Origin of the sequence: Cobetia sp. D5 (assembly GCF_035666195.1) — a bacterium.
GTDB lineage: Bacteria > Pseudomonadota > Gammaproteobacteria > Pseudomonadales > Halomonadaceae > Cobetia > Cobetia amphilecti.
Genome location: NZ_CP142020.1, coordinates 3606440 through 3629603 on the forward strand (window position 1 = coordinate 3606440; position 23164 = coordinate 3629603).

The window sequence follows — 23164 nt, forward strand, 5'->3', positions numbered from 1 at the left end:
AAAGCGACACGGCTCGAGGCACCTGCCTGGGCTCTCGTCGCCGTCGCTCCCTGCAAGGAGGTTTGCATGCAGATTGATCTACGCGGCCGCAGCGCCATCATCAGTGGTTCCACTGCCGGTATCGGCTTCGCCATCGCCACAGGGCTTGCCCGCGCAGGCGCCAGTGTCACCTTGACCGGCCGCACCCAGACACGTGTCGATGAGGCCGTCGCCAGCCTCAGAGACAAGGCGCCCGGCAGCGAGGTACAGGGCGTGGCCGCGGACCTGGGCACACGCGAAGGCTGCGACACGCTGATCCGCACCGTGCCGGACACCGACATCCTGATCAACAATGTCGGCATCTTCGCCCCGCAGGATTTCTTCGACACCGACGACGACACCTGGGAGCAGTTCTTCCAGGTCAACGTGATGTCGGCGGTACGCCTGTCCCGCCACTATGCGCGTGGCATGAAGGAGCGCGACTGGGGTCGCATCCAGTTCCTGTCCAGCGAATCGGCGCTCAACATCCCCAGCGAGATGGTCCACTACGGCATGACCAAATCCGCGGTGCAGTCCGTCTCACGCGGGCTCGCCAAGGTGCTGTCCGGCACCCAAGTGACCGTCAACGCCATCCTGCCCGGGCCGACCCGCTCCGAGGGCGTGCTCGAGATGCTCAAGCAGAACGCCGAGGAGCAAGGCAGGTCACTTGAGGAGGTCGAGGCCGACTTCATCAAGCAGGCCCGTCCGACCTCTATCCTGCAGCGCCTGGCAAGCCCCGAGGAAGTCGCCAACATGAGCGTCTACGCCGCCTCCGAACAGGCCAGCGCCACCACCGGCGCCGCACTGCGTGTGGAAGGCGGCATCGTCGATACCATGGCCTGATCGTCTGATCACGCGGCATGACTGACACCATGCCAGACGCGACACCATGCCAGACACAAGAAGCCCCCACCGGTCGACCGGCGGGGGCTTCTTCATGTTCAGCATCACAGTGCTATGCGTTTCAGTCGTCCTGGCGCTTCACTCGTCGAGACGTTTCTCGAAGCGCTCGCGCTTGAGACAGATGCCATCGCGCTTGACGTGCTCAAGCCCCAGACTGTGCCAGCCACGGCGGGCCAGGCCCGGTGACAGCGTCAGACTGGCCTCCAGGCTCATCACGCGCACCTTGCGCTCACGCAGGTCGCGCTCGGCCGCCGCCAGCAACTGGCTGCCGATGCCCTGCCCCATCAGACTCGGATAGACGTAAAGCATCTCGATACGCGCCAGCGGCCATTCGGGGGCGTACTCGCAGAAGCCGATACAGCGGCCATCACGCTCCGCGACCAGCACCTCGAAGCGATGCTGACGCGCGGCCCAGCGCTCGGCGTCGCGCGGGACACGCGCGGCCCACTGCTGGCGCTGCGCCAGATCATAGTGGCCGGCAGCGCCCTGCATGACGGCCTGGTAGAACACCTCGGCCTGGTCCGCGGCATGCTGCGGCTGCGCCGCCACGATATGAACACGCTCCCTGGCCACTTCACGGCTATCGGTCTGGCTGTGCAATCGTTCGTCCTCCTTGTGTCCTCGAACGAGGACGATGTATTCATGGAAAATCTGACAGGCTCACGGCTGACACCTGTCACTGAAGCGTCCTGTTCAGCCGCTGAAGGACACCTCATCGAAGCGGCTGGCCCGGGGGTGATCTCCCGTGATCATGTCCGGCTCCCGCACCAGCTGCCAGGTATGGAAGCCGGCGGCAGCGGCGGCGTCCAGCTCGGCGACGACATCCGACAGGAACAGGATCTCCGCGCCCGGGATACCCAGCTGACCGGCGATGCGGCGATAGCTCTCGGCTTCCTGCTTGGGGCCCGTGGTGGTGTCGAAGTAGCCGGCAAACAGCGGAGTCAGATCGCCGACATCGGAATGCCCGAACAGCAGCTTCTGGGCCTGGATGGAGCCTGAAGAGTAGACATACAAGGACAGTCCGCGTTCCTTCCAGTCACGCAATCCCTTCACGGCATCGGGATAGACATGGCCGGTGAAGTCGCCGTCCGCGTAGCCCTGTGCCCAGACCATGCCCTGCAGTGCCTTGAGCGGCGTGGCCTTGCGGTCGGCATCGATCCAGCCTTCCAGAATGGCGATCACGGCCTCGAGATCGGCCGCGGGCGCTTCGGCCAGCTCACGGGTGGCGGCCAGCTGCTCGGCGACATCCTCACGCTCGGCATTGGCGCGCACGAAATTGCCCAGGTTGGCGCGCGCATAGGGGAACAGCACCTGATGCACGAAGCGAATCGAGCCGGTCGTGCCCTCGATGTCGGTGACGATGGCGCGAATCATGCGGACTCCTGGGAATGCGGGGCTGCGGTCTGGGTAAAGTGCTCGGCCAGCGCTTCATGACGCGGGAAGCGGGCGGCGATGTCATTGTCGGTGAAGTTGGCGATCCAGCCTTCCGGATTGGTGAACAGGCGGATGGCGGTGAAGTCCGGCGTCGGCCCCATGTCGAACCAGTGCGGCGTGCCGGCCGGTACGGCGATCAGGTCATCCTTCTCGCAACCGACCGCCAGCACGCGCTCGCCCAGATGCAGGTAGAAGATGCCGCTGCCGCGCACGAAGAAGCGCACCTCATGCTCCGCGTGGCGGTGCTCATCGAGGAACTTGCCGCGCAGGGCGTCGCGGTCAGGGTGATCCGGCGTCAGGCCGATCACGTCGGCAGTGACGAAGCCGTTCTCGGACTTGAGACGCGCGACATCGTCGGCGTAGGCCGCCAGCACCTGGGTCTGGTCGGTGGGGTCACTCATCTCGCAGCCCGCCGTCCAGCGCTCGAAGCGAATGCCTTCGGCCTCGAGTTCGCTGGCGATCTGCGCGCCATCATTGGTGATCAACTGCGGACGCGAGGCGTCCTGCTCGGCGTAGATGGCCAGAAAGCTCATCGCTGTCTCCTCAGTTCCAGTTCACAACCCATCAGGAAATCGAGCGCTTCGACATGGCGGCGACAGGCCGTCATGCTGCTGGCCCAGGTATAGAGGCCATGGCCGCGGATCAGGTAGCCGTGCAGACCGGCATCGGCGGCCAGGCGGGCACGCACGTCCAGCGCCAGCGCCTCGATATCCTGAGTATTGTCGAAGACGGCCAGACGTACCGCCGTCTCATGACTCTTGACGCCTTCCAGCGCCTTGTTGAGCTCGAAACCCTCCAGGCTCAGGGTGTCGCCTTCATGGCACAGCGACAGCACGGTGGCGGCCCTGGAGTGGGTATGCAGAATCGCCTGCGCGTGGGGCAGGTCTTCGTAGAGCTGACCATGCAGGCGCGCCTCGTCAGAGGCCTTGCGGGAAGTGCCCTGCAGCCTGACGGCAAAATCGCTGACCAGAATGTCGCCACTGGTCAGGCGGCCCTTGTGGCAGCCCGAGGCGGTGACCGCCATCAGGCGATCACTGAGACGACAGGAGAAGTTGCCACCGGTGGCCGGCACCTGCCCGGCAGCGTCCAGCGCCTGACCGGCCTCGATCAACTGTTGGCTCGCCAGTGCAAGGCGGTCGAGGTCCAGTGTCGACCGCAGGCCGTCGGCAGCGGCAATGGCGATAGGGTCTGACATGATCAAAGTTGCCCTCAAGAGTCGCGCGGGGCATTCACGCCCCGTCGCCAGCATCACGATTCAGCGCCACGTGGCGCTGCTCTCGCGGCAGACTACACAAGCCGACCCAGTGAGACCAGTCATGCCGTGCGACGACGGGCATGGCATCATGGCGGCCTGGAACGTCACACGACATTCTGCGCCATCATCACTTCAGCCTCTGCCACGGTCTTGCCATGTCCTCTTCCGATCAGCCCGCCAGCCCCCACCCGACCGCCGACACGGCCGAGCGCCCGATGAGCGACACTGCACTGGCCAGGCGCCTGCCGCTGCTGCCCCCTCATCTGCGTGAGCAGGCCGCGGCGCTGGGGCAACAGGCCATGCAGCCGGTGGGCATCATCGAAAGCTGCTACCCGGACAAGTTCGGCATTCCCCGCCAGCCGGGGCTGGCGCGCCACGCCACCGCCATCCTGCACCTGCTGCCGCCCTTCGATGACCCGGACTGCGTGCGCGACATCGAGGGCTTCAGCCATCTGTGGATCCACTTCCTGTTCCACGCCAGCCCCACACGCTGGACGCCCTTGATCCGCCCGCCGCGCCTGGGAGGCAACGCGCGCACCGGTGTCTTCGCCTCGCGCAGCACCCACCGCCCCAACCGACTGGGGCAGTCGGTGGTCGAACTGGCAGGCGTCGAGACGGCGGCCAACGCCACGCCGGATGGCGGGCAGTCAGGCAAGCGCAACGGCGTGCGCCTGCTGCTGCGCGGCCATGACCTGCTCGATGGCACGCCGGTGATGGACATCAAGCCGTATCTGCCGTGGGTCGATGCCGTGCCCGAGGCGCGTGCCGGCTATGCGCCTGCGCCACCGCCGCGCCACGCCGTCGTCTTCAGCGCAGAGGCCGAGCAGACACTGGCGACCCGGGCCGACAGCGCCACGCTGCGCGCACTGATCGAGGAAGTGCTCGCCCAGGACCCGCGCCCCGCCTATCACGCCGCCAGGCCCGCCGATGGCAAGCGCCAGTATGGCGTGCGGTTAGTGGACGTGGATGTGCGCTTCACGGCCCGCACGCAACCCGATGGCCACTTGTTGATGGAGGTCGCGGCCATCGTGGCCGTCTGATCAAGCCCTTGCGCGAGCCAGGGCAGCGCCTTGTCCAGTGGGGGGCAACGCCTTGCATGAAGCGGATCGAAGGATTGCGCGCGCCAGATCAAGACAATGCCAGATTGGATTGGCAAACCGTCACGAGTCCTGACCATACTGGGCGTGCGTTCCTTCATCTCCACTCGCTTCACCGGGAGTCCGCCGCATGAGTATCCGTCTGCTTGCCTTTGCCGCCAGTACCCGCAAGGCCTCCGTCAATCGACGCCTGATCGAGCGCCTGGCGCACCACGCCCGACAGGAAGGTGCCGAGGTCAGTCTGCTCGATCTCAACGACTTCCCGATGCCGCTCTACGATGGCGACAGCGAAGAGGCCAATGGCCGTCCCGCCAGCGCCGACCGCCTGCAGGAGATGCTGGCCAGCCATCAGGGGCTGTTGCTGGCGACGCCGGAATACAACGGCTTCTTCAGCCCGCTGCTCAAGAACACCTTCGACTGGCTGTCACGCCCGGCGGCGGATGGCCAGAGCGGCATGGACGCCCTGCGCGGCATGCCGGTCGGCATCGTCTCGGCCTCACCGGGCGCCATGGGCGGCATGCGGGCGCTACCCTTCGTGCGCCTGTACCTGAACAACCTCGGCATGCTGGTCGCGCCCCAGCAGATCGCGGTCTCGCGTGCCGCCAGCGCCTTCCACGAGGATGGCAGCCTGGATGACGAAGGCCAGGACCACGCCCTCGCGGCTGTCGCCCGTCAGGTGATCGACCTGGCCAGCCTGCGCGCCTCCTGAAGCGACACGCTTCTTTCCTCACAGCTACGTCCCCGGCCAGACACTTGGCGCCTGCCAAACAGGAACGGCCCCCTGCCATTGGCAGGGGGCCGTTCCTTGATGCGCTGTCTGTGACGTCAGAGCGTCAGTGCATCACCTCAGACTTTGCCCCAGATTCAGGCTCAGGCCGAGAAATCGATACCGATGCGGCGACCGACTTCCTCGTAGGCTTCGATCACGCCGCCCAGGCCCTGACGGAAGCGGTCCTTGTCGAGCTTCTCGCGCGTCTCGGCATCCCACAGACGGCAGCCATCCGGCGAGAATTCGTCACCCAGCACGACTTCACCCTTGAAGACGCCGAATTCGAGCTTGTAGTCGACCAGCAGGATGCCGCCGTCGAGGAACAGCTGCTTGAGGATGTCATTGACCTGGAAGGTCAGTTCCTTGGCGCGCGCCAGGTGCTTGGGCTCTGCCCAGCCGAAGGTCTCGACCAGCGACTCGTTGATCATCGGGTCGCCCTTCTCGTCGTTCTTGAGGAACAGCTCGAAGGTCGGCGGATTGAGCTCGATGCCTTCCTCGACACCCAGACGACGCACCAGTGAACCGGCGGAGATGTTACGCACCACGCACTCCACTGCCATCATGTCGAGACGCTTGACCAGGCACTCGTTGTCGCTGACCAGACGCTCGAAGTGGGTCGGGATACCGGCCGCCTTGAGTTTCTCCATGATGAAGGCATTGAACTTGTTGTTGACCATGCCCTTGCGATCCAGCTGCTCGATACGCTTGCCGTCGAAGGCGCTGGTATCGTCGCGGAATTCCAGCAGCAGAAGATCCGGATCGTCAGTGACGAAGACGGATTTGGCCTTGCCAGCGTAGAGCTCTTCACGCTTTTCCATGAGATTCCCCCTGATGACGCTAGACGCGTCGAGTGTTGAGGCGGTCGACGATGAATCGATCACGCTTGAGTCTGTCACGCCCAGTCGAGAAGGACTGTGGCGCTGGTATATGACGTGATTCAAGAGCTGTCCATCTGGTCAGCTCATCCAGAATCACAAACGCCCGATCGCGAAGCGACCGGGCGTCATGAATATCAGGCGATGGCCTGCCAGCCAAAGCCGCTGTCCTGCGCGGCGATGATCAGGCGACTATCGTCATCCGCAAGCCAGGGGGCCAGTGCCTCCCGGGCCAATGACGGATGGTTGTTGCTCTCCGACAGATGCGAGGCCACCAGCCGCTGCAGGCGCGCCAGCCCCAGATAGGGCAAGGCGGCGCATGCCTGAGCGTTGGCCAGGTGACCGAGCCGCCCCCCGACCCGCCGCTTGAGGCTGGGCGGATACGGCCCGCTGGCCAGCATCTGCGGATCGTGGTTGAACTCCATCACCAGCGCATCGCAATCGGCAAAGCACTGGAGCACATGCTCACTGACATGGCCGAGATCGGTCAGCACGCCGAGGCGACGCGTGGCCGTCTCACCGCGCCGGTTGAAGACGAACTGCACCGGCTCACGCGCATCGTGGGGCACCGTGACCGGCAGAATCTCGAGATCCTTGATCGCGAATTCCTGCTGCGGCGTGATCAGATGGCGACTCGGCAGCGCGCCGAGCTTCTTGGCACGCCCGGCAAGCCAGGTGCCGGTGGTCAGATGCACCGGCACAGCGTGACGACGCGCCAGCGGCCCCACGCCGCTCAGGTGATCACCATGTTCATGCGTGACCAGCACGGCGTCCAGCTGCGAGGGGTGCACGCCGAGGCGCGCCAGGCGGGCCTCGGTCTCCTTGAGGGTGAAGCCGCAATCGACCAGCACCAGTGCCTCGCGAGTGCGGATCAGCGTGCCGTTGCCCTTGCTGCCGCTGCCCAGCGAAGCCATCGCCATCACGCCCTGGGCGTCGTCACCCGGCCCACGGGCGGCCGTCAGGCCAGCCGCCAGCGCCCCACTGCCTGCCACCGGGAGGGGGATCTGAAACGACGCAGCCGCCTCACCCGACGAGTCGTCAGATGAGGCGGCGCAAGGCGTGTCGAGCCACATGCTCAGCGCAGTGTCGACGCCACGGCGTCGAGCAGCTCACGCGCCAGTGCCGGCGTGGTCTCTTCACCATCGGCACGGGTCGCCGTGACCAGGGTGTGGTCATTCTCGGAGCGCAGCTTGAGTACCATCGGTACCGGATCACCATCGCCACCGATACCCAACCAGCCGCCATCACGCTCTTCACGCGGGATGTAATCGACCATGAACTCGCCACGCGAGCGGTCCTGATCGGTCAGCGTCTGGTAGTCGGTATTGAAGTTCTTCTGCAGCTGATAGAGCAGCTCGGCCCAGCTGCGCTCGGTGTCCAGCGCCAGGTCGACCTGCCAGGTGCCATCGCGGCCTTCCAGGCGCACGCGGTCATCACGACTGAGCGACTGGGCCGCCAGCGAGACACCACTATCGGCGGAAGACGCGGCCAGATAGCCGCTCAGCGCGTTCAGGCAGCTGCCGGCGACATCGCCGCCCTGCTGACAACGCACTTCGGAGGCATCGGCACGCAGCCCCTGGCTGACGCTGATGATGCCCTGGGCCGTGGTGATCTCGCCCTTGCCGGCATCGATGCTCTGCACATCCAGGCCCTGGTCGCGCACGAAGGACTGCAGACGCGTCCACACCGCTGCCGGCGCGGCGTTCACGGCCAGCCAGCGGGCATCGCCACTCTGACGCATGGCGACGAACTCGCGCCCGCCCTGCTCGCTGGTCGCCAGCGGCTGGGGTCGCGGTGCCTCGAAGTCGTCGCTGGCCAGGAAGTCACTGCTGGCCTGCGGCACTGGCATGGAATCCTGGTAATCACCACGATTGATCGTGTCCGGCAGCTTCAGCGGCGGCGCGATGCTGGCATCGGCATACTCGCTGTTGCGATCGTAGTAGTAGCCATCACTGGAACAGCCTGCGACCGCGAGCGCCGTCAGCAGGGCCAGTGGCACGAAACGCTGACTCATCAGTTGAGCACCTCGGCCAGTTGCAGTGCTTCCTCGACCGTGGAGTGATACTGCTCGGACAGCCAGGTCAGCGGCAGACGCACGCCGGATTCCGGCGACAGGCCCATGCGATGCATGGCGAACTTGACCGGGATCGGGTTGGACTCGACGCCCATCGCGGAGTGCAGCGGCATCAGGCGCGTGTTGATCTGGTGAGCGCGCTCGGCATCGCCGGCCACGGCGGCTTCGCACATCTCGTGCATCAGGCGCGGCGCGACGTTGGCCGTCACGGAGATATCGCCGTGGCCGCCCATCAGGATGAAGTCGCAGGCCGTGGGGTCATCGCCGGAGTAGAGCGCGAAGTCAGTGCCCTTGAGGCGGTCGATCAGTTCCTGACCACGCTCCAGGTTGCCGGTGGCATCCTTGAGGCCGACGATGTTGTCGAGCTCGGCGAGACGGAAGACCGTCTCGTTGTAGATATCGGAGCAGGTACGACCCGGCACGTTGTAGAGAATGACCGGGATACCGGCCTGCTCGGCGACGGCCTTGAAGTGCTGGTAGAGCCCTTCCTGGGTCGGCTTGTTGTAGTACGGCGCCACGGAGAGGCAGTAATCCGCACCGACTTCCTTGGCGTAGCGAGCCAGCTCGACCGCTTCGGAGGTGGCGTTGGCGCCCGTGCCGGCGATGACCGGAATCTTGCCGGCAACCGTCTCGACCACACAGCGGATGACATCGAAGTGCTCCGCGAAGGACATGGTGGTCGGCTCGCCGGTAGTGCCGGCGGCGACGATGGCATCGGTGCCATTTTCGAGGTGGAAGGCGACCAGCTGGCGCAGGGCGTCCCAGTCGATCTCGCCGGTGGCCTTCATCGGGGTCGCCAGTGCGACAATGCTACCTGTGATCATCCCTCGAATTCTCCTCTGGTGCCTGATGCGCCAGGCGTGTCCCTGCGCTGTTGAAACAACGGATCTCGGGGACAGACATCTGACATAAATTGGTTGACGCAGGACTCTGATTGCGTGGGCACGCCGACACGCGAGTCGCGTCAAGGGTGATGATGTTACAAAGACCATCGAAGCCTGTACAGACGCCATCTGCACCGGTTGTGCAAAGCGGTGGATTCCCTCGCCTGTCCGTGGGGCAGATGCACGGCGGATGGGCGCGATGGCGCCGGTCGCCAAGACGGTGAAACACAAGAGTTCTGCCCTGTCTTTGACAAGTCAGGACGCCCTGCGTGTAATGCAGGACACACCGCAGAAGCGGGCAAGCGCGATGCCCATCACTGCCGGTTTTTTTCATCATTCAGCACTGTCAGCCGCCACATGGCCGTCAGTCATCGCCAGGAGAGCACGATGAGCGTCAGCCTCGGTCAGCCAATTCCCGACTTTACCGCCCAGGCCACCAGTGACACCGAAGTCACTCCGGCCAGCCTCAAGGGCAAGCAAGCCGTCATCTATTTCTACCCGAAGGACCACACGCCGGGCTGCACCACCGAAGGCGGTGACTTCCGCGACAACCTCGAGGAATTCGAAGCGGCCAACACCGTGATTCTCGGCGTTTCCCGCGACAGCCTGCGCACCCACGAGAACTTCCGCGCGAAACAGGGCTACCCGTTCGAGCTGATCAGCGATCCGGACGAGACCCTGTGCAAGATCTTTGACGTCATTCACATGAAGAAATTCATGGGCAAGGAAAGCCTCGGCGTGGTGCGCTCCACCTTCCTGATCGACGCCGATGGCAATCTGGCGCGCGAATGGCGTGGCGTGAAGGTCAAGGGCCATGTCGAGGAAGTGCTGGAAGCCGCTCGCGAGCTCAACGCTGACCGCTAGTGTCGAGTGGCAGCTGTCCGAGTGACAGCAGCTCATGTGACATCAGCTCGTGGAGAAACAGCTGAGCAGAGAGCGCCTGTGCGCCAGCCGCCTCAGCCATGAAAAAAGCCCCGCCGATTGGCGGGGCTTTTTCGATCAGGCGCTCTTGTCCGCGACCCGATTCTCCTCGGCGCGCGCCCGGCGCGGCCAGGCGTAGAGCAGCGACTTCATCAGGGTCGCCAGCGGGATGGCGAAGAACACCCCCCAGAAGCCCCAGATGCCGCCGAAGAACAGCACCGCGAGGATGATCGCCACCGGATGCAGATTGACCGCCTCCGAGAACAGCAGCGGCACCAGCACGTTGCCATCCAGCGCCTGGATGATGCCGTAGGCGATCATCACGTACATGAAGGTATCGCCTAGCCCGTAATGGAAACCGGCAACGGCGGCGACCGGCAAGGTTGCCCCTGCCGCGCCGATGTAGGGAATCAGCACCGAGAAGCCGACCACGATCGCCAGCAGCGCCGAATACGGCAGCCCGAAGGCGACGAAGGTGACGTAGCTGACGCCGCCGACGATGACGATCTCGATCACCTTGCCGCGCACGAAGTTGGCGATCTGGTCATCCATCTCGTTCCAGACCCGGCTCATCAGCAGGCGCTTGCGTGGCAGCAGCGCCAGCGTAAAGTCCACCAGCCGCTCGCGGTCCTTGAGCATGAAGAACACCAGGATCGGCACCAGCACCAGGTAGATCACCACGCCCATCAGGTTGCCCAGCGACGCCAGCGACAGCGATACCGCGCGCTGCCCGAACTGGGTCAGCTCACGTCCGGCGGCACCGACCCACTGCTGGACCTGCTCCGGCGTGATCAGGCCGGGGAAGCGCTCCTGAAGCTCGCCAAGCCAGCGCTGCCCGGAGGCGAACATGCCGGGAATCTCCTGGATCAGATTGGCCAGCTGATGCCAGACCAGCGGCAGCAGAATCAGCGCACTGGCCAGCATGATGCCCATGAACACCAGCGTCATCAGGCTGACCGCCGCCAGGCGCGGCAGGCCGCGGCGCTCCATCCAGCTCACGCCGCTCTGCAGCAGGAAGGCGACGATCAGGGCGGTGAAGAATGGCGCCAGCATGCTGCCGAGCAGAATGACGGCGGCGAACACCAGCACCAGCACCAGAAACAGCACCACCGCTTCTTCGTCGGAGAAATAGCGCTCGATCCAGCCACGCAACAACGTCTTCATGGTCATGACGGATCTTCCTCGCACAGCGCCTTGATCACGAAGCGATAGTCGCCCTCTGGCGTCTCTTCACGCGAGACCAGCGCGTGATCGCTCAGCGCCAGATAGGCAGGGATGTCGCCCCAGGCGCCGGCGTCGCTGGCGAGGACCTCGAGTTGCTCGCCGGCACTCATGCCAGCCAGTTTGAGCTTGGTGCGCAGCAGCGGCAACGGACAGTGCAGGCCGCGCGCATCCAGCGTCTGCAGGTGGGTATCGGCCGTGGAGTCAGCCATCGGATTCGCAGTCTCAGCGCCAGGTCGTTCGAATGCCATCTGCCCTTCCGTTCTCGTTATGATGTTCTGCCGCACGCCATGGAGGGTGCAGCTTGAAAACGCCCCGATTTAAGGGCACCTTGCCTGACAAAGCAACTTTCCGCCCTGCGCGGCTGCGTCTTGCCCGAACTCGCGCAGGGCCGTCAACGCCAGTGCGGCGCCCGGCAATCCTGCGAGCCGACCGCACCTTGCGCCATATCGAAGAGGATTGCCTGCATGTCGTTGCTGCCCCCCTTGAGCGGACGCGTCCGCATCGGACGCCGCGGGCTTGCCACCCTGTCGAGCGCCCTGCTCGGCCTGTTGCTGATGGGCGCGCCGGTCGCCAGTGCGCCGGCCGCATCCCAGAACGACTATGGACTGCCGGACCTGGGGAGTGCGAGTGGCGGCATCTCCAGCAACGATGAATATCGTATCGGTCGCGCCTGGCTGCGTCAGTTCCGCGCCCATGTGCGTGAATGGGATGATCCCATCACTCTGGACTGGATCGGTAGCATCGTGCGTCAACTGGCGCCGTGGAGCGAGCTGGATGAGCGCAATTTCATCATCACGCTGGTCGCCAGCAGCCAGCTGAACGCCTTCGCGGTGCCCGGCGGCGTGGTCGGCGTCAATACGGGGCTGTTCGCCTTCGCGCCGGACCGCGACGCCTTCGCCTCGGTACTCGCCCACGAACTGGGCCACCTCTCCCAGCATCACTTCGCGCGCAACATGGAGCGCCAGGCCGAGACACGCCTGCCGACGCTGGCCGGCTTTCTCGCCGGCATGGTGATCGCGGCGGGCGGTGGCGGCTCAGCGGGCATCGCGACCATGGCCGGCACCCAGGCCGCTGCCATTTCCGATCAGCTGGCCTATTCGCGCCGCTTCGAGCAGGAGGCCGACCGCGTCGGCATCGATGCGCTGTCACGCGCCGGCTTCGACCCCGAAGCCATGCCGCGCATGTTCCGCGCCATGCAACGCATGGCCAGCCTGCAGGGCGGCAATGCACCGGAATTTCTGCTCACGCACCCGGTGACCGAGGCGCGCATCGGCGACACCCAGGCCCGTGCCGACGCCATGCAGAAGGTGACCCCCGATCCGCTCGCGCAGCTCGCTTACGCGATGATCCGCGCCCGCGCCCTGCTGGCGCTCAATCTGCGCCAGCCCGAGCAGGGGCTGACGACACTGCGCGAAGACAACCCCGACCCCGACGCGATTGCCTACTATCAGGCGCTGGCCGCGGCGGAGCACAACCAGGTCGACAAGGCACTGGCCGCGCTGGACCGCCTGCACGACAAGCATCCTGACCTGACCTTGATCAGCGCCAGTGCGGTCGAGGTCGCGCGGGATGCCCGGCGTTATGAGGAGGCGACCCGCCGCGCCAGACGCCTGCTGCGCCTGCAACCCGACTACCTGCCGACCCGACTGGCCATGGCGGAAGTCGCGCTGCAACAGGAACCCGCCGCCGCGCGCCAGCAGCTGGAGGACATGCGCCGCGATCATCCCGATGACCCCAAGGTCTGGAGTCTGGCCTCCGAAGCCAGTGGGCGCAGCGGCCACACCGCCGAGGCCTTCCTGTATCGCGCCGAATTCGACCAGCTGGAGGGCCGCATGGACAAGGCCTTCGCTCAGCTCAAGCTGGCCGACGAGGCCGCGCGCAAGAACGGCGACTTCAGCATGGCCAACCGTATCAGTTCACGCCGGGAGGACTTCAAGCGCTATCGCAACGCCATCGAGGAGTTCTGAGGCACGCTCCCTCTCGCTGCACCAGGCAAACAAAAACCGCCGCCCCGGGGAATCGGGAGCGGCGGTTCTGGTTCATGCAGACATCAATCGGTGGCGATCAGCGTCAGCGCTCAGCCGCGATTGAATTCCAGCATCCGCGTCAACGGCTTCAGGGCGCGCTCACGCAGGTCATCATCGACGAAGACTTCCTCGGCATTGGCTTCCGCCGGATCGCGACGCAGCACGGCGGCCAGATTCTCCAGGCCGTTCATCGCCATCCACGGGCAGTGCGCACAGCTCTTGCAGGTCGCGCCATTGCCGGCGGTCGGCGCCTCGTACAGCTGCTTGTGCGGCGCGGCCTGCTGCATCTTGAAGAAGATGCCACGATCGGTCGCGACGATCAGCTGCTGATTGTCGAGCTCGACGGCGGCCTTGATCAGCTGCGAGGTGGAACCGACCACATCGGCCAGCTCGACCACCGACTGCGGTGATTCCGGGTGCACCAGCACCGCGGCGTCCGGGTAGACCTTGAGCAGGTCACTGATGCCCTGGGCAAGGAACTCGTCGTGGACGATACAGGCACCGTCCCACAGCAACATGTCGGCACCGGTCTGCTTCTGCACGTAGGCGCCCAGATGCTTGTCCGGCGCCCAGATCAGCTTCTCGCCCCGGGCGTGCAGGTGCTCGATGACATCGACGGCGATCGAGGAGGTCACCACCCAGTCGGCGCGCGCCTTCACGGCCGCCGAGGTATTGGCGTACACCACCACGGTGCGGTCGGGATGGGCATCACAGAAGGCCGCGAACTCGTCTTCCGGGCAGCCGAGGTCCAGCGAGCAGGTCGCCTCCAGCGTCGGCATCAGCACGCGCTTCTCCGGCGACAGGATCTTGGAGGTCTCGCCCATGAAGCGCACGCCAGCGACGATCAGTGTCGAGGCATCATGGCGGGCGCCGAAACGTGCCATCTCGAGCGAGTCGGCCACGCAGCCGCCGGTTTCCTCGGCCAGCTGCTGGATGGCGTCGTCACAGTAGTAATGCGCGACCAGCGCGGCATCACGCTCGATGAGCAGCTGCTTGATCTCGTCGATCAGCGCGGCATCCTCGGCGGCGGGGCGTGTCGGGCAGTAAGCGCGGGCCAGATGCTCGCGCACCTGCTCACGGACGGCATTGTGGGCCTCACGACCCGGCATGGCATTAGTCAGGCTGTTCATGTGTCTCTCACCTAGCCCACAGGGGCTCCCCCTGTGCTGAGTGGGTCAGGACTCGGCCCGGACACGAACGGCCCGTGGCGGCCCTGCCAGCGCTGCAGCTGGGCTCCCCAGACTGCGGCGTGTGCCTTGGGCGTCTATCGCCCGCAACGTCGTCCGCACTGGGCGGACATGAGCCTTGGCTCGCCCACAAGGATACGCCTGGCGCGATCGCGGCTCCAGTCGACTTGGGGGCAACGGACTCTTTCCTTTCGCGTAACAAAAATTGCCCCGCGCCAATGAAGGCACGGGGCAAGATCTGGTGGGTCGTGAGGGATTCGAACCTTCGACCAATTGGTTAAAAGCCAACTGCTCTACCACTGAGCTAACGACCCAAAACTGGGTGGCGGATGGTGGGTCGTGAGGGATTCGAACCTTCGACCAATTGGTTAAAAGCCAACTGCTCTACCACTGAGCTAACGACCCGCCGCCGGGTGCTTTGCAAGAGACCATTCCAGAGAATGGTGGGTCGTGAGGGATTCGAACCTTCGACCAATTGGTTAAAAGCCAACTGCTCTACCACTGAGCTAACGACCCTTGCGAAGCGGGACGTAAGATACCGCCGATCCCGTTTCGACGCAAGCCTTTTGCAAAAAAACTTCAAGTAAATGACCAGCTTGTCCGCTGGCACCTCGCGAAACGCCAGCGCCAGCGCGCGGCCAGCCCCTGTGACAAAGACACGCAAGCCCGCGATGGGCGCGGGCTTGCGGGTTACCACTTAGGTCGCACGAGCTTGTGGCACGTCCACGAGCTTATGCCATGTCAGTGAATGACGGCGCATCGCCGCCCTCACCGACTGCGCCATCAGCGCGGCTTGCGCGTACGCTGCGGCGGCTTCTTCATGGCGCGCACCGGACGACGCTTCTGCTTGTCGCGGCTCCAGCGGTTCTGCTCGTCCGGCGTCAGGGCCGGCGCCTTGCGATGCTCGAGACCAGCCAGCGTGGACAGTTCATCGATCTCGCTCTGCTCCATCTCCACCCACTCACCGGCGCGAGCGCGCTTGTCGAGGAAGATGTTGCCGTAGCGCACGCGCTTCAGGCGGCTGACGGTCAGGCCCTGGGAATCCCACAGACGGCGAACCTCACGGTTGCGGCCTTCCATGATCACGACGTGGAACCAGCTGTTGATGCCTTCGCCACCGAATTCCTGCACATCGGTGAAACGCGCCGGGCCATCTTCGAGCATCACGCCATTGACCATGTTGACGACGTGCTCGCGCTTGACCTCACCCATGACACGCACGGCGTACTCACGCTCGATCTGGGTCGACGGGTGCATCAGACGGTTGGCCAGCTCACCATCGGTGGTGAACAGCAACAGACCGCTGGTGTTGATGTCGAGACGACCGATCGCGATCCAGCGCTCGCCCTTCAGGCGCGGCAGACGCTCGAAGACGGTGCGGCGGCCTTCCGGGTCCTTGCGCGTGCACAGCTCGCCTTCCGGCTTGTTGTACATGATGACGCGACGCGCCGTCTCTTCCGCGCCCTTCAGGCTCTGCGGGCGATCATCGAGGCTGACCTGGTCACGCGGGCCGACGCGATCGCCCAGCTGGGCGACCTTGCCGTTGACCTTGACGCGACCGGCGCTGATGGCGACTTCCATCTCACGGCGGGAGCCGAGACCGGAGCGCGCCAGCACCTTCTGCAGTTTCTCGTCCTCGACCAGCTTGTCGCCCTTGGCCTGCGGCGGCAGCGGACGCAGTTCCGGCGCGTCGGCGGCGGCCGGCTTCTTGCCGACATTGGCCTTGCTGCCGCGCGTGGACTTGCCGGTATCACGGGTCGGGCGGGCCTGCTCGCCACGCTTGTCGGCAGAATCTGCCGCGCGCTTGTCCGTGACATTCTTGTCCGCGAAGGCCTTGCCGGTCACGGCCTTGCCACCGGCGTGCTTGCCGCCAGCCTGCTTATTGCCTGCCTGGCTGCTGCCGGGGCGAGAGGTCTTGCGCTTATCAGAGTCTGTCTTGCTCATGACATGAACCATTTCATCTATAGGAGTTTCGCCTACGCAGGGTCGTCATCATCGACGGTCCCGGCAGCGGAGGAGTCGTGCGGCTGCGCATCGGCAGCGTCGTCATCCTCGTCTGCACCGCGCAAACGTTGGCTGAGGCGCGCTTCGAGTGTGGCGAAGTCGAACCCCGAGCCGGTGGACGCCATCCCGGCGTGGTCATTTTCCGCCTGTGAGGCGGAGGGTGCTGCTGTGTTCGGTGTGTCAGCCGAGGCGCCGGAGGTATCGAGTGCGCGCATCTTCAGCGCCTCTTCCAGCTGCTCGGCGGTGACGTCCGGCGGTTGCCAGTCGTCGGGCACCGGGGTGCCAGTGTCGGTCTCAAGACCTGTCTCAAGCCCTGTCTCAGCGCCTGACTCAGTCTTTCCCCCAGTCTTTTCCCCAGTCTCTGCGTCAGGTGCTGACTCAGGCGCTCTCTCACGCTCTGGATCGACCCCCGCATCAGCGCCGTCCGCCGGTGCCTCCTCCGCCTCGCCGTCCGGGTCATCCGGCAGCGGCAAGGTCTGAGAGGGCGGCACATCATACAGGTCTGCCTCGAGCTGTTCGAGTCCTTCGAAGCCTTTCAGTTCATGCACCGGCGGCAGCTCTTCCAGCGTCTTGAGCCCGAAGTCATCGAGGAACTGACGCGTGGTGGCGAATACCGCCGGACGCCCCGGCACATCACGGTGGCCGACCACTCTCACCCAGCCGCGCTCGACCAGGGTACGCATGATCGAGGAGCTGACCGTCACGCCACGCACCTGCTCGATATCGCCGCGGGTCACCGGTTGACGATAGGCCACCAGCGCCAGGGTCTCCAGCAAGGCGCGTGAATAACGTTGCGGGCGCTCTTCCCACAGCCGCGATACCCAGGGGGAATACTGCTGGCGAACGCGCAGCCGCCAGCCACTGGCGGTCTCGATCAGCTCCAGCGCGCTCTTGTCGGCCGGGTGACGCGCTTCCAGCTTGCCCAACGCCTCGCGCAGCGCAGGCCTGGTCGGGCTTGAATACTCATCGAACAGACCGGCCAGGCGCTCAAGCGTCAGCGGCTCGCCGGCGGCCAGCAGGGCCGCTTCGATGATCTGGTCCAGCGGGACATCGCGCAAACTCATGACGCCGCGTTCTCCTGCTCGTCGGATGGGGGTAAGGAAGGTGACGTCTGCGCATCATCAAACGCTGCGTCATCGTACGCTGCGTCATCGAACGCCCCCTGATCGGCCGCCACCTCGTCTTCGTCGGCGAATTCCAGCGCCAGCCAGTCCTCGTCATCCTCGGGGTCCGGTTCCGGCGTGCGGGCGCGCACGTGAATCGGTGACAGCGGCGCGTTCTGGACGATCTCGATCATCGACTCCTTGGCCAGCTCCAGAATCGCCATGAAGCTGACCACCACCCCGGCACGCCCTTCCTCGAGCGTGAACAGCTTCTCGAAGGGCGTGAAGTGCTCATGGGTCAACAGATTCATGATCGCCAGCATGCGCTCGCGAGTCGACATCACCTCACGCGAGATGGTGTGCGCCTGGACGAGGTCCGCCTGACGCAAGAGACCGGACAGCGCGCCGAGCAATTCCGACAGGTCGACATCAGGGTGCACCACCCGCGTCTCGAGCTCGGGCAGGTCTGCCGTGGCCACGAACCAGTCGCGGCCCTGACGCGGCATCTCATCCAGCCCTTCGGCGGCCAGCTTGGTCTGCTCGTATTCCTGCAGGCGGCGAATCAGCTCGGCGCGCGGGTCCTCTTCCTCGTCGTCATCAGTCGCCTTGGGCTGACGCGGCAGCAGGCTGCGCGACTTGATCTCCGCCAGCATCGCGGCCATCAGCAGGTATTCACCGGCCAGATCGATCTGCATGGCGTGCATCAGCTCGACATACTCGATGTACTGGTGGGTGATGGCCGCGACATTGATGGCGAGGATATCGAGATTCTGGCGACGGATGAGGTAGAGCAGCAGGTCCAGCGGCCCCTCGAAGGTCTCGAGAAAGACACGCAGCGCCTCCGGCGGGATGTACAGGTCCTGCGGCATCTCGGTGAGCGCGGTGTCGTTGACGCGCGCCAGCACCGTCGACGCCGCCGTCGGGGGCGTGACGAGAGGAGCGGGCTGATGCCCATCGGTGAGGGCAAAACTGGCGCCATCGAGCAGGTCGCTCATGACATCTCCTGCAGGAGGCGGGTGAAGGTGGGTCTGGGGGACGGGCATTCTAGCGGCTCGCGCCCCATCCCCCAAGTCTTTACGCCGCCGGTGATACGCCGGGGCCGCGCTCGGCGCCGCCCGCCTCTAGCGATAGGTCAGGCCGATCACGCGCCGCAGCTCATCCAGGGTGTCGCGCACGGTGTCGCGGGCCCGCTCGGCGCCTTCTGTCATCATGGTGCGCACCTTGCCATGCTCCCCTTCCAGTGCCTCGGCACGCTCACGAATCGGCGTCAGCGCTGCGTCGACATGCTCGATCAGACAGCCCTTGCAGTCCAGGCAGCCGATGCTGGCATCACGGCAGCCTTCCTCTGCCCACTGGCGGTCCGAGGCGGGCGTGAAGCTTTCATGCAGCGTCCACAGCGGGCAGCGCTGCGGGTCGCCGGGGTCCTTGCGACGCACGCGCGCAGGGTCGGTGGGCATCTCGCGCACGCAGGCCGCGATATCGTCGCGCCCGCTGCGCAGGAAGATGGCGTCTTCCCGTGCGGCCTTGTGCGTCTTGAGCTCCATGCCCAGCAGCGGCTCGACCTCACCCTGCCAGTGTTCCGGCTCGCCGAGGATGCGCCGCCCGCCACCTTCCAGATAGCCGAGCAGGCGCTCCTGCTGGTTGCGGTTGAGCTTGCTGGTCTCGGCCAGCAGGCCGCGCGCACGCTCGAAGGCCTCGAGATCGCCCTCTTCCTGATAGTCGCTCAACCATTCGCGATACAGGCGACCGCTCTTCTTGCCCAGGCGCGCGATGGCGCGTTCGGCCTGCTCCTCGAAGCCGGCATCGCGGCCATAGCGATGATTGAAGCGTCGGGCGACCTCACGGGTGAACTCGATATGCGCACGCTGCTCGGGGCCGGCGGGCACCACCTGCCCCCGCAGCGCCAGAATGTCGGCCGCCTGCATCAGGGGCGCACCGAGCATGGCCAGGCTGGCGCCCTGCTGCTCACCGAGCCCGGCGACCATCTCGCGGTAGCTGGGCAGACGCTCCAGCCAGGCCTTGGGCGTGACGCTGGCCAGGATCATGTGCACGTCGGTCAGCTCCGGCACCCACGACTGGATGAACAGGGTAGCGACCTTGGGGTTGACCCCACAGGCGAGACAGTCGATCACCATCGCCCAGCTGTATTGCTCGATCTCGTGAGGCGCGTGACCGCTGACCGCCAACGCGTTCCAGTCGGCGACCAGAAAATAGGCATCGTGATGGTATTGCAGCTCGGTCCAGCGCCGGATCACTGATTGATAGTGTCCGAGTTGCAGGTGTCCGGTGGGGCGTAAGCCGGACACCAGCCTGGCCGAGGTATCGGTGGCACTCACCTTGTGAGTTCTCCCTGAGGCGTATGAAGCCGCCAGTCTAGCAACCCGAGGCCCCGATCAGCATCCCCGCGACGTCGTGTCCCTGACAACATGCGCCACGCGACCGGATCACGCAGCGGCCAGCGCGCCTGTCAGCCGGCGGCGATGCCGGTGCGATAGCGCCCGGCGTAGTCGAACAGCTTGTCGCGGATCTGCCAGTAACGCCCGCTCTTGCGCCCGATGACGAAGTCCGGCGCCTTGAGACGCTCCTCGCCCGCCAGCACCTCGGCGATGTCCTTCGGCGCCCAGTCACTGCCCGGCGCGCGCAGATGACGCGCGAGGAAGCTCAAGCGGAAGGCGTGACGCTGGGCGGAGGTCTCGAGCGCGAACCACTCGGACAGATCGGTGCCATCCTCGTCGTAATAGGTCACCTTCAAGCGTGGCAGACCGCGCCCGTTGCGCGCCTCCTCCAGCTGCCAGCCGCTGACGCGCAGCACCCGCGCATCACGCAGCTTGAGCGCATCGCGCAGCTTGTCATCCGGGTCGACCAGCCGTGCCTGACAGGCGTGACAATGGCGGGCGGCGATGTCATTGGCCTCGCCACACTGCGGGCAGGCCTTGGCACGATAGCGGAAGTCGCACTGCACCAGCGGCCTGCCCTCGCCCTCCGGCGACTCGACCAGCCCCTGACACCGGCGCCCGAAGTGCTCGACCACCAGCTCGCCATCCTTGCGTCCCCAGAAAAGATTGGCGTTGCCGCACACCGGGCACTCGACCTGGACGATCTCGGTGTCGCCAGCCGGCTTCGGCGTCGCCACCTCCGGCGCGTAGAGGTCCCAGGGATTGCCGGCGTAGTCGAGAATCAGACAGTTCGTCTTGCCGGGACTCAGACGCAGGCCGCGCCCGACGATCTGCTGGTAGAGACTGACGGATTCCGTGGGCCGCAGGATGGCGATCAGATCGACATGCGGCGCATCGAAGCCGGTGGTGAGCACCGCGACATTGACCAGATACTTGAGCTGCTGGGCCTTGAAGGCATTGATCAGCCGCTCGCGCTCCTCGCCGGGGGTCTCACCGGTGATCAGCGCCGCCTCGTCGTCAGGCAGGAGTGCGGTGACTTCCTCGGCATGCTCGACGGTGGAGCAGAACACCATCACGCCGCGCCGCTCGCGTGCCTGGGCGACGATATCCAGCACGATGCCCGGCGTCGCGCGGGAGCCCTGCACCACCTCGTTGAGCTCCGCCTCCTGGAAGCTGCCGCCGATACCGGGCGCCAGCTGCGAGAAGTCATAGCGCGCCACCGCGACATCGACGCGCCGCGGCTCACTCAGAAAGCCCTGCCGCACCATCAGGCGCAGCGGCTGCTCGAAGACGCAATCACGGAAGAAGCAGTCATCATCACCCCGCACCATGCCGTGATAGTGACGGTGGAAGATGAATCCCTGACCGAGGCGATACGGCGTCGCCGTCAGCCCCAGCACCTTGAGGCGCGGATTGTGCTCGCGCAGATGATTGATGACCTTGCGATAGCTGGCGTCCTTCTCCAGCGAGACCCGGTGACACTCATCGATCACCAGCAGCGTGAAGGGCGCCGCCTGAGCATCAGTCGTCGGCTCAGCCGGCGTGAAGGCATCAAGATTGCGCACCACTGACTGCACCGAGCCGAACACCACCTGACGCGAGGCCTGCTTGCGCTTGAGGCCGGCACTGAAGATGTCGGCGTCCTTGCCATAGGATTCGTACTTGGCGTGGTTCTGCTCGACCAGCTCGCGCACATGCGCCAGCACCAGCACACGGCCACGCGCGATACGCGCAAGCTCCGCGATCACCAGCGACTTGCCGCTGCCGGTGGGCAGCACGATCACCGCCGCCTCATCACTGCGGCGAAAGTGCTCGACGGTACGCCGCACGGCCTCCTGCTGATACGGACGCAGCTCAAACATGCAGCGCCGTCCAGCGAGATACGCGAGTGGGAGCGCTGCCGGCAGGCAGGCCCAGGGACGTGAGGGCTGACAGGGACGTGAGGGCTGACAGGGACGTGAGGGCTGACAGGGACGTGAGGGCTGAGAGGAACATTGACATCAAGGGGCCGCCGAATCGCAGGAAGGGACAATGCCCCCATTATCCGCATCAGCGACTGCAGCGGCAAAGTGGGTGTGGATAACCTGAGCCCGCCAACCTTGGCCCGTAAGTCTTGACCCGTCAGGATCAGAAGCGCGGCGCGCGTCCCTCGAGCTTGGCCTTGATGCACTCGGTCTGCTCCGCGCGCCCCAGCAGCGAGGACTGCAGTTCTGCCTCAAGCGCCAGCGCCTCGGCTTCCGGCGCCGCGAGGGCCTCGTCATAGAGACGCGTGATGGCGCGGATGGCGCTGGGAGAGCGCCCGGCAATCTGGCGCGCCAGGGCCAACGCCTCCTCCTGTGGGCTGGAGATGATGCGCGTGACCAGGCCGGCACTCTGCGCCTCGTTGGCCTCGACCTTGCGCCCGCTCCACGTCAGCTCGTGCAGCCAGTCCGGTCGCACGCCACGCGCAGTGACACTGATGCCCATGTCCGGAATGATGCCCCAATCGATCTCGAGCACCGCCAGGCGCGCATCAGGATCACACAGGCGGATGTCCGCCCCCAGCGCGATCTGCAGGCCGCCACCGAAGACATTGCCATGCAAGGCGGCGATGACCGGCACCCCGACATCTCGCCAGCCCAGCGCCAGCTGCTGCACGGTATTGCGCTGCGGCGCACAGCCATTGGCCCCCGCGACCAGCAACTGCGGCACGCGAGCGGCGTCGCCCATGATGGCGGCGATATCCAGCCCCGCACAGAAACTGGGCCCCTCGCCCGACAGCACGATGGCGCGCAGGCCTGATTCCCGGGCGCGGGCATGCAATTCCTGCTGTACCGCCAGCAGGGCATCGATCATCTTCCAGTCGATGCCGTTGTGCTTGTCAGGGCGATTGAGGCGCACGTCGGCGACATGCTCACTGATCGAGAGGGTCACATAACGTTCAGGCGTGAGGTGGGTAGCGTCAGACATGGCGGTCTCCCTGCGACGGATAACGAGCAAGCACGCGCTCGAAC

Annotated in this window: 22 protein-coding genes and 3 tRNA genes; 5 read left to right on the forward strand and 20 right to left on the reverse strand. The window is 65.4% G+C overall.

Annotated elements, in window-relative coordinates:
- Nucleotides 1–66: 66 nt before the first annotated feature.
- Nucleotides 67–861, forward strand: a complete 795-nt coding sequence (locus U0O11_RS14920; protein ID WP_279836859.1) for an SDR family NAD(P)-dependent oxidoreductase — start codon at nt 67–69, stop codon at nt 859–861.
- A 138-nt stretch (nt 862–999) separates the two neighbouring features.
- Here the strand turns inward: U0O11_RS14920 and U0O11_RS14925 are convergent, their stop codons facing one another.
- The 4 genes from U0O11_RS14925 to U0O11_RS14940 all read right to left on the reverse strand — a co-directional run bounded on the left by U0O11_RS14925 (nt 1000) and on the right by U0O11_RS14940 (nt 3550).
- Complete coding sequence (locus tag U0O11_RS14925) at nt 1000–1521, reverse strand: GNAT family N-acetyltransferase (protein WP_052384567.1); 522 nt, start codon at nt 1519–1521, stop codon at nt 1000–1002.
- A gap of 93 nt (nt 1522–1614) precedes the next feature.
- Nucleotides 1615–2295, reverse strand: coding sequence for an acireductone synthase (gene mtnC, locus U0O11_RS14930; RefSeq protein WP_279836858.1), 681 nt, complete (start codon nt 2293–2295; stop codon nt 1615–1617).
- The gene (locus U0O11_RS14935; RefSeq protein ID WP_052384566.1) at nt 2292–2888 is read right to left on the reverse strand and encodes a 1,2-dihydroxy-3-keto-5-methylthiopentene dioxygenase; all 597 of its coding nucleotides are present in this window, start codon (nt 2886–2888) and stop codon (nt 2292–2294) included. Before U0O11_RS14935 ends, mtnC begins: the two co-directional genes overlap by 4 nt.
- Nucleotides 2885–3550 (reverse strand): methylthioribulose 1-phosphate dehydratase, encoded by a 666-nt coding sequence (locus tag U0O11_RS14940; protein WP_279836857.1) that lies wholly within the window; start codon nt 3548–3550, stop codon nt 2885–2887. The genes U0O11_RS14935 and U0O11_RS14940 overlap by 4 nt, the downstream gene beginning before the upstream one ends.
- Before the next feature lie 359 nt (nt 3551–3909).
- Here U0O11_RS14940 and tsaA point away from each other — a divergent pair, with 359 nt between their 5' ends.
- On the forward strand, nt 3910–4650 hold the full coding sequence (tsaA, locus tag U0O11_RS14945; RefSeq protein ID WP_279836892.1) for a tRNA (N6-threonylcarbamoyladenosine(37)-N6)-methyltransferase TrmO: 741 nt from the start codon (nt 3910–3912) through the stop codon (nt 4648–4650).
- A 187-nt stretch (nt 4651–4837) separates the two neighbouring features.
- Complete coding sequence (locus U0O11_RS14950) at nt 4838–5416, forward strand: NADPH-dependent FMN reductase (RefSeq protein WP_043333775.1); 579 nt, start codon at nt 4838–4840, stop codon at nt 5414–5416.
- Between the two features lie 161 nt (nt 5417–5577).
- Here U0O11_RS14950 and purC read toward each other — a convergent pair whose 3' ends face one another.
- The 4 genes from purC to dapA form a co-directional block, all read right to left on the reverse strand.
- Nucleotides 5578–6294, reverse strand: coding sequence for a phosphoribosylaminoimidazolesuccinocarboxamide synthase (gene purC, locus U0O11_RS14955; RefSeq protein ID WP_043333774.1), 717 nt, complete (start codon nt 6292–6294; stop codon nt 5578–5580).
- A gap of 194 nt (nt 6295–6488) precedes the next feature.
- Nucleotides 6489–7271, reverse strand: coding sequence for an MBL fold metallo-hydrolase (locus U0O11_RS14960; RefSeq protein WP_213114027.1), 783 nt, complete (start codon nt 7269–7271; stop codon nt 6489–6491).
- A 155-nt stretch (nt 7272–7426) separates the two neighbouring features.
- Nucleotides 7427–8365 (reverse strand): hypothetical protein, encoded by a 939-nt coding sequence (locus U0O11_RS14965; protein ID WP_279836856.1) that lies wholly within the window; start codon nt 8363–8365, stop codon nt 7427–7429.
- Complete coding sequence (dapA, locus tag U0O11_RS14970) at nt 8365–9249, reverse strand: 4-hydroxy-tetrahydrodipicolinate synthase (RefSeq protein WP_043336386.1); 885 nt, start codon at nt 9247–9249, stop codon at nt 8365–8367. Before dapA ends, U0O11_RS14965 begins: the two co-directional genes overlap by 1 nt.
- Before the next feature lie 447 nt (nt 9250–9696).
- Between dapA and U0O11_RS14975 the strand changes: the two genes are divergently transcribed.
- A complete protein-coding gene (locus U0O11_RS14975) occupies nt 9697–10173 on the forward strand; it encodes a peroxiredoxin (protein ID WP_054556838.1) in 477 nt (158 codons plus the stop codon).
- Nucleotides 10174–10308: 135 nt separating this feature from the next.
- On the opposite strand, the gene U0O11_RS14980 is transcribed toward U0O11_RS14975, so the two are convergent.
- Nucleotides 10309–11400 carry an AI-2E family transporter gene (locus U0O11_RS14980; RefSeq protein WP_043336373.1) on the reverse strand — a complete coding sequence of 364 codons (1092 nt, stop codon included), beginning with the start codon at nt 11398–11400 and terminating at the stop codon, nt 10309–10311.
- Nucleotides 11397–11663, reverse strand: a complete 267-nt coding sequence (locus tag U0O11_RS14985; RefSeq protein WP_043336423.1) for a sulfurtransferase TusA family protein — start codon at nt 11661–11663, stop codon at nt 11397–11399. Before U0O11_RS14985 ends, U0O11_RS14980 begins: the two co-directional genes overlap by 4 nt.
- A 255-nt stretch (nt 11664–11918) precedes the next feature.
- Between U0O11_RS14985 and U0O11_RS14990 the strand changes: the two genes are divergently transcribed.
- Nucleotides 11919–13421 (forward strand): M48 family metalloprotease, encoded by a 1503-nt coding sequence (locus U0O11_RS14990; RefSeq protein ID WP_279836855.1) that lies wholly within the window; start codon nt 11919–11921, stop codon nt 13419–13421.
- A gap of 110 nt (nt 13422–13531) precedes the next feature.
- Here U0O11_RS14990 and nadA read toward each other — a convergent pair whose 3' ends face one another.
- The 10 genes from nadA to U0O11_RS15040 all read right to left on the reverse strand — a co-directional run bounded on the left by nadA (nt 13532) and on the right by U0O11_RS15040 (nt 23120).
- Nucleotides 13532–14590 (reverse strand): quinolinate synthase NadA, encoded by a 1059-nt coding sequence (gene nadA / locus U0O11_RS14995; protein WP_279836891.1) that lies wholly within the window; start codon nt 14588–14590, stop codon nt 13532–13534.
- Between the two features lie 317 nt (nt 14591–14907).
- Nucleotides 14908–14982, reverse strand: a tRNA-Lys gene (locus U0O11_RS15000).
- Nucleotides 14983–14998: 16 nt separating this feature from the next.
- Nucleotides 14999–15073, reverse strand: a tRNA-Lys gene (locus U0O11_RS15005).
- A 36-nt stretch (nt 15074–15109) separates the two neighbouring features.
- A tRNA-Lys gene (locus U0O11_RS15010) sits at nt 15110–15184 on the reverse strand.
- Nucleotides 15185–15451: 267 nt separating this feature from the next.
- Nucleotides 15452–16312 carry a 23S rRNA pseudouridine(2605) synthase RluB gene (gene rluB / locus U0O11_RS15015; RefSeq protein WP_043336411.1) on the reverse strand — a complete coding sequence of 287 codons (861 nt, stop codon included), beginning with the start codon at nt 16310–16312 and terminating at the stop codon, nt 15452–15454.
- 332 nt (nt 16313–16644) lie between these two features.
- Nucleotides 16645–17736 (reverse strand): SMC-Scp complex subunit ScpB, encoded by a 1092-nt coding sequence (gene scpB / locus U0O11_RS17670; protein ID WP_279836854.1) that lies wholly within the window; start codon nt 17734–17736, stop codon nt 16645–16647.
- Complete coding sequence (locus U0O11_RS15025; protein ID WP_279836853.1) at nt 17733–18770, reverse strand: segregation and condensation protein A; 1038 nt, start codon at nt 18768–18770, stop codon at nt 17733–17735. Before U0O11_RS15025 ends, scpB begins: the two co-directional genes overlap by 4 nt.
- Before the next feature lie 126 nt (nt 18771–18896).
- Nucleotides 18897–20111, reverse strand: a complete 1215-nt coding sequence (locus U0O11_RS15030) for a hypothetical protein (protein WP_043336371.1) — start codon at nt 20109–20111, stop codon at nt 18897–18899.
- 131 nt (nt 20112–20242) lie between these two features.
- The gene (locus U0O11_RS15035) at nt 20243–22033 is read right to left on the reverse strand and encodes a DEAD/DEAH box helicase (protein WP_279836852.1); all 1791 of its coding nucleotides are present in this window, start codon (nt 22031–22033) and stop codon (nt 20243–20245) included.
- A 265-nt stretch (nt 22034–22298) separates the two neighbouring features.
- A complete protein-coding gene (locus U0O11_RS15040; RefSeq protein ID WP_131432728.1) occupies nt 22299–23120 on the reverse strand; it encodes a crotonase/enoyl-CoA hydratase family protein in 822 nt (273 codons plus the stop codon).
- Nucleotides 23121–23164 lie beyond the last annotated feature (44 nt).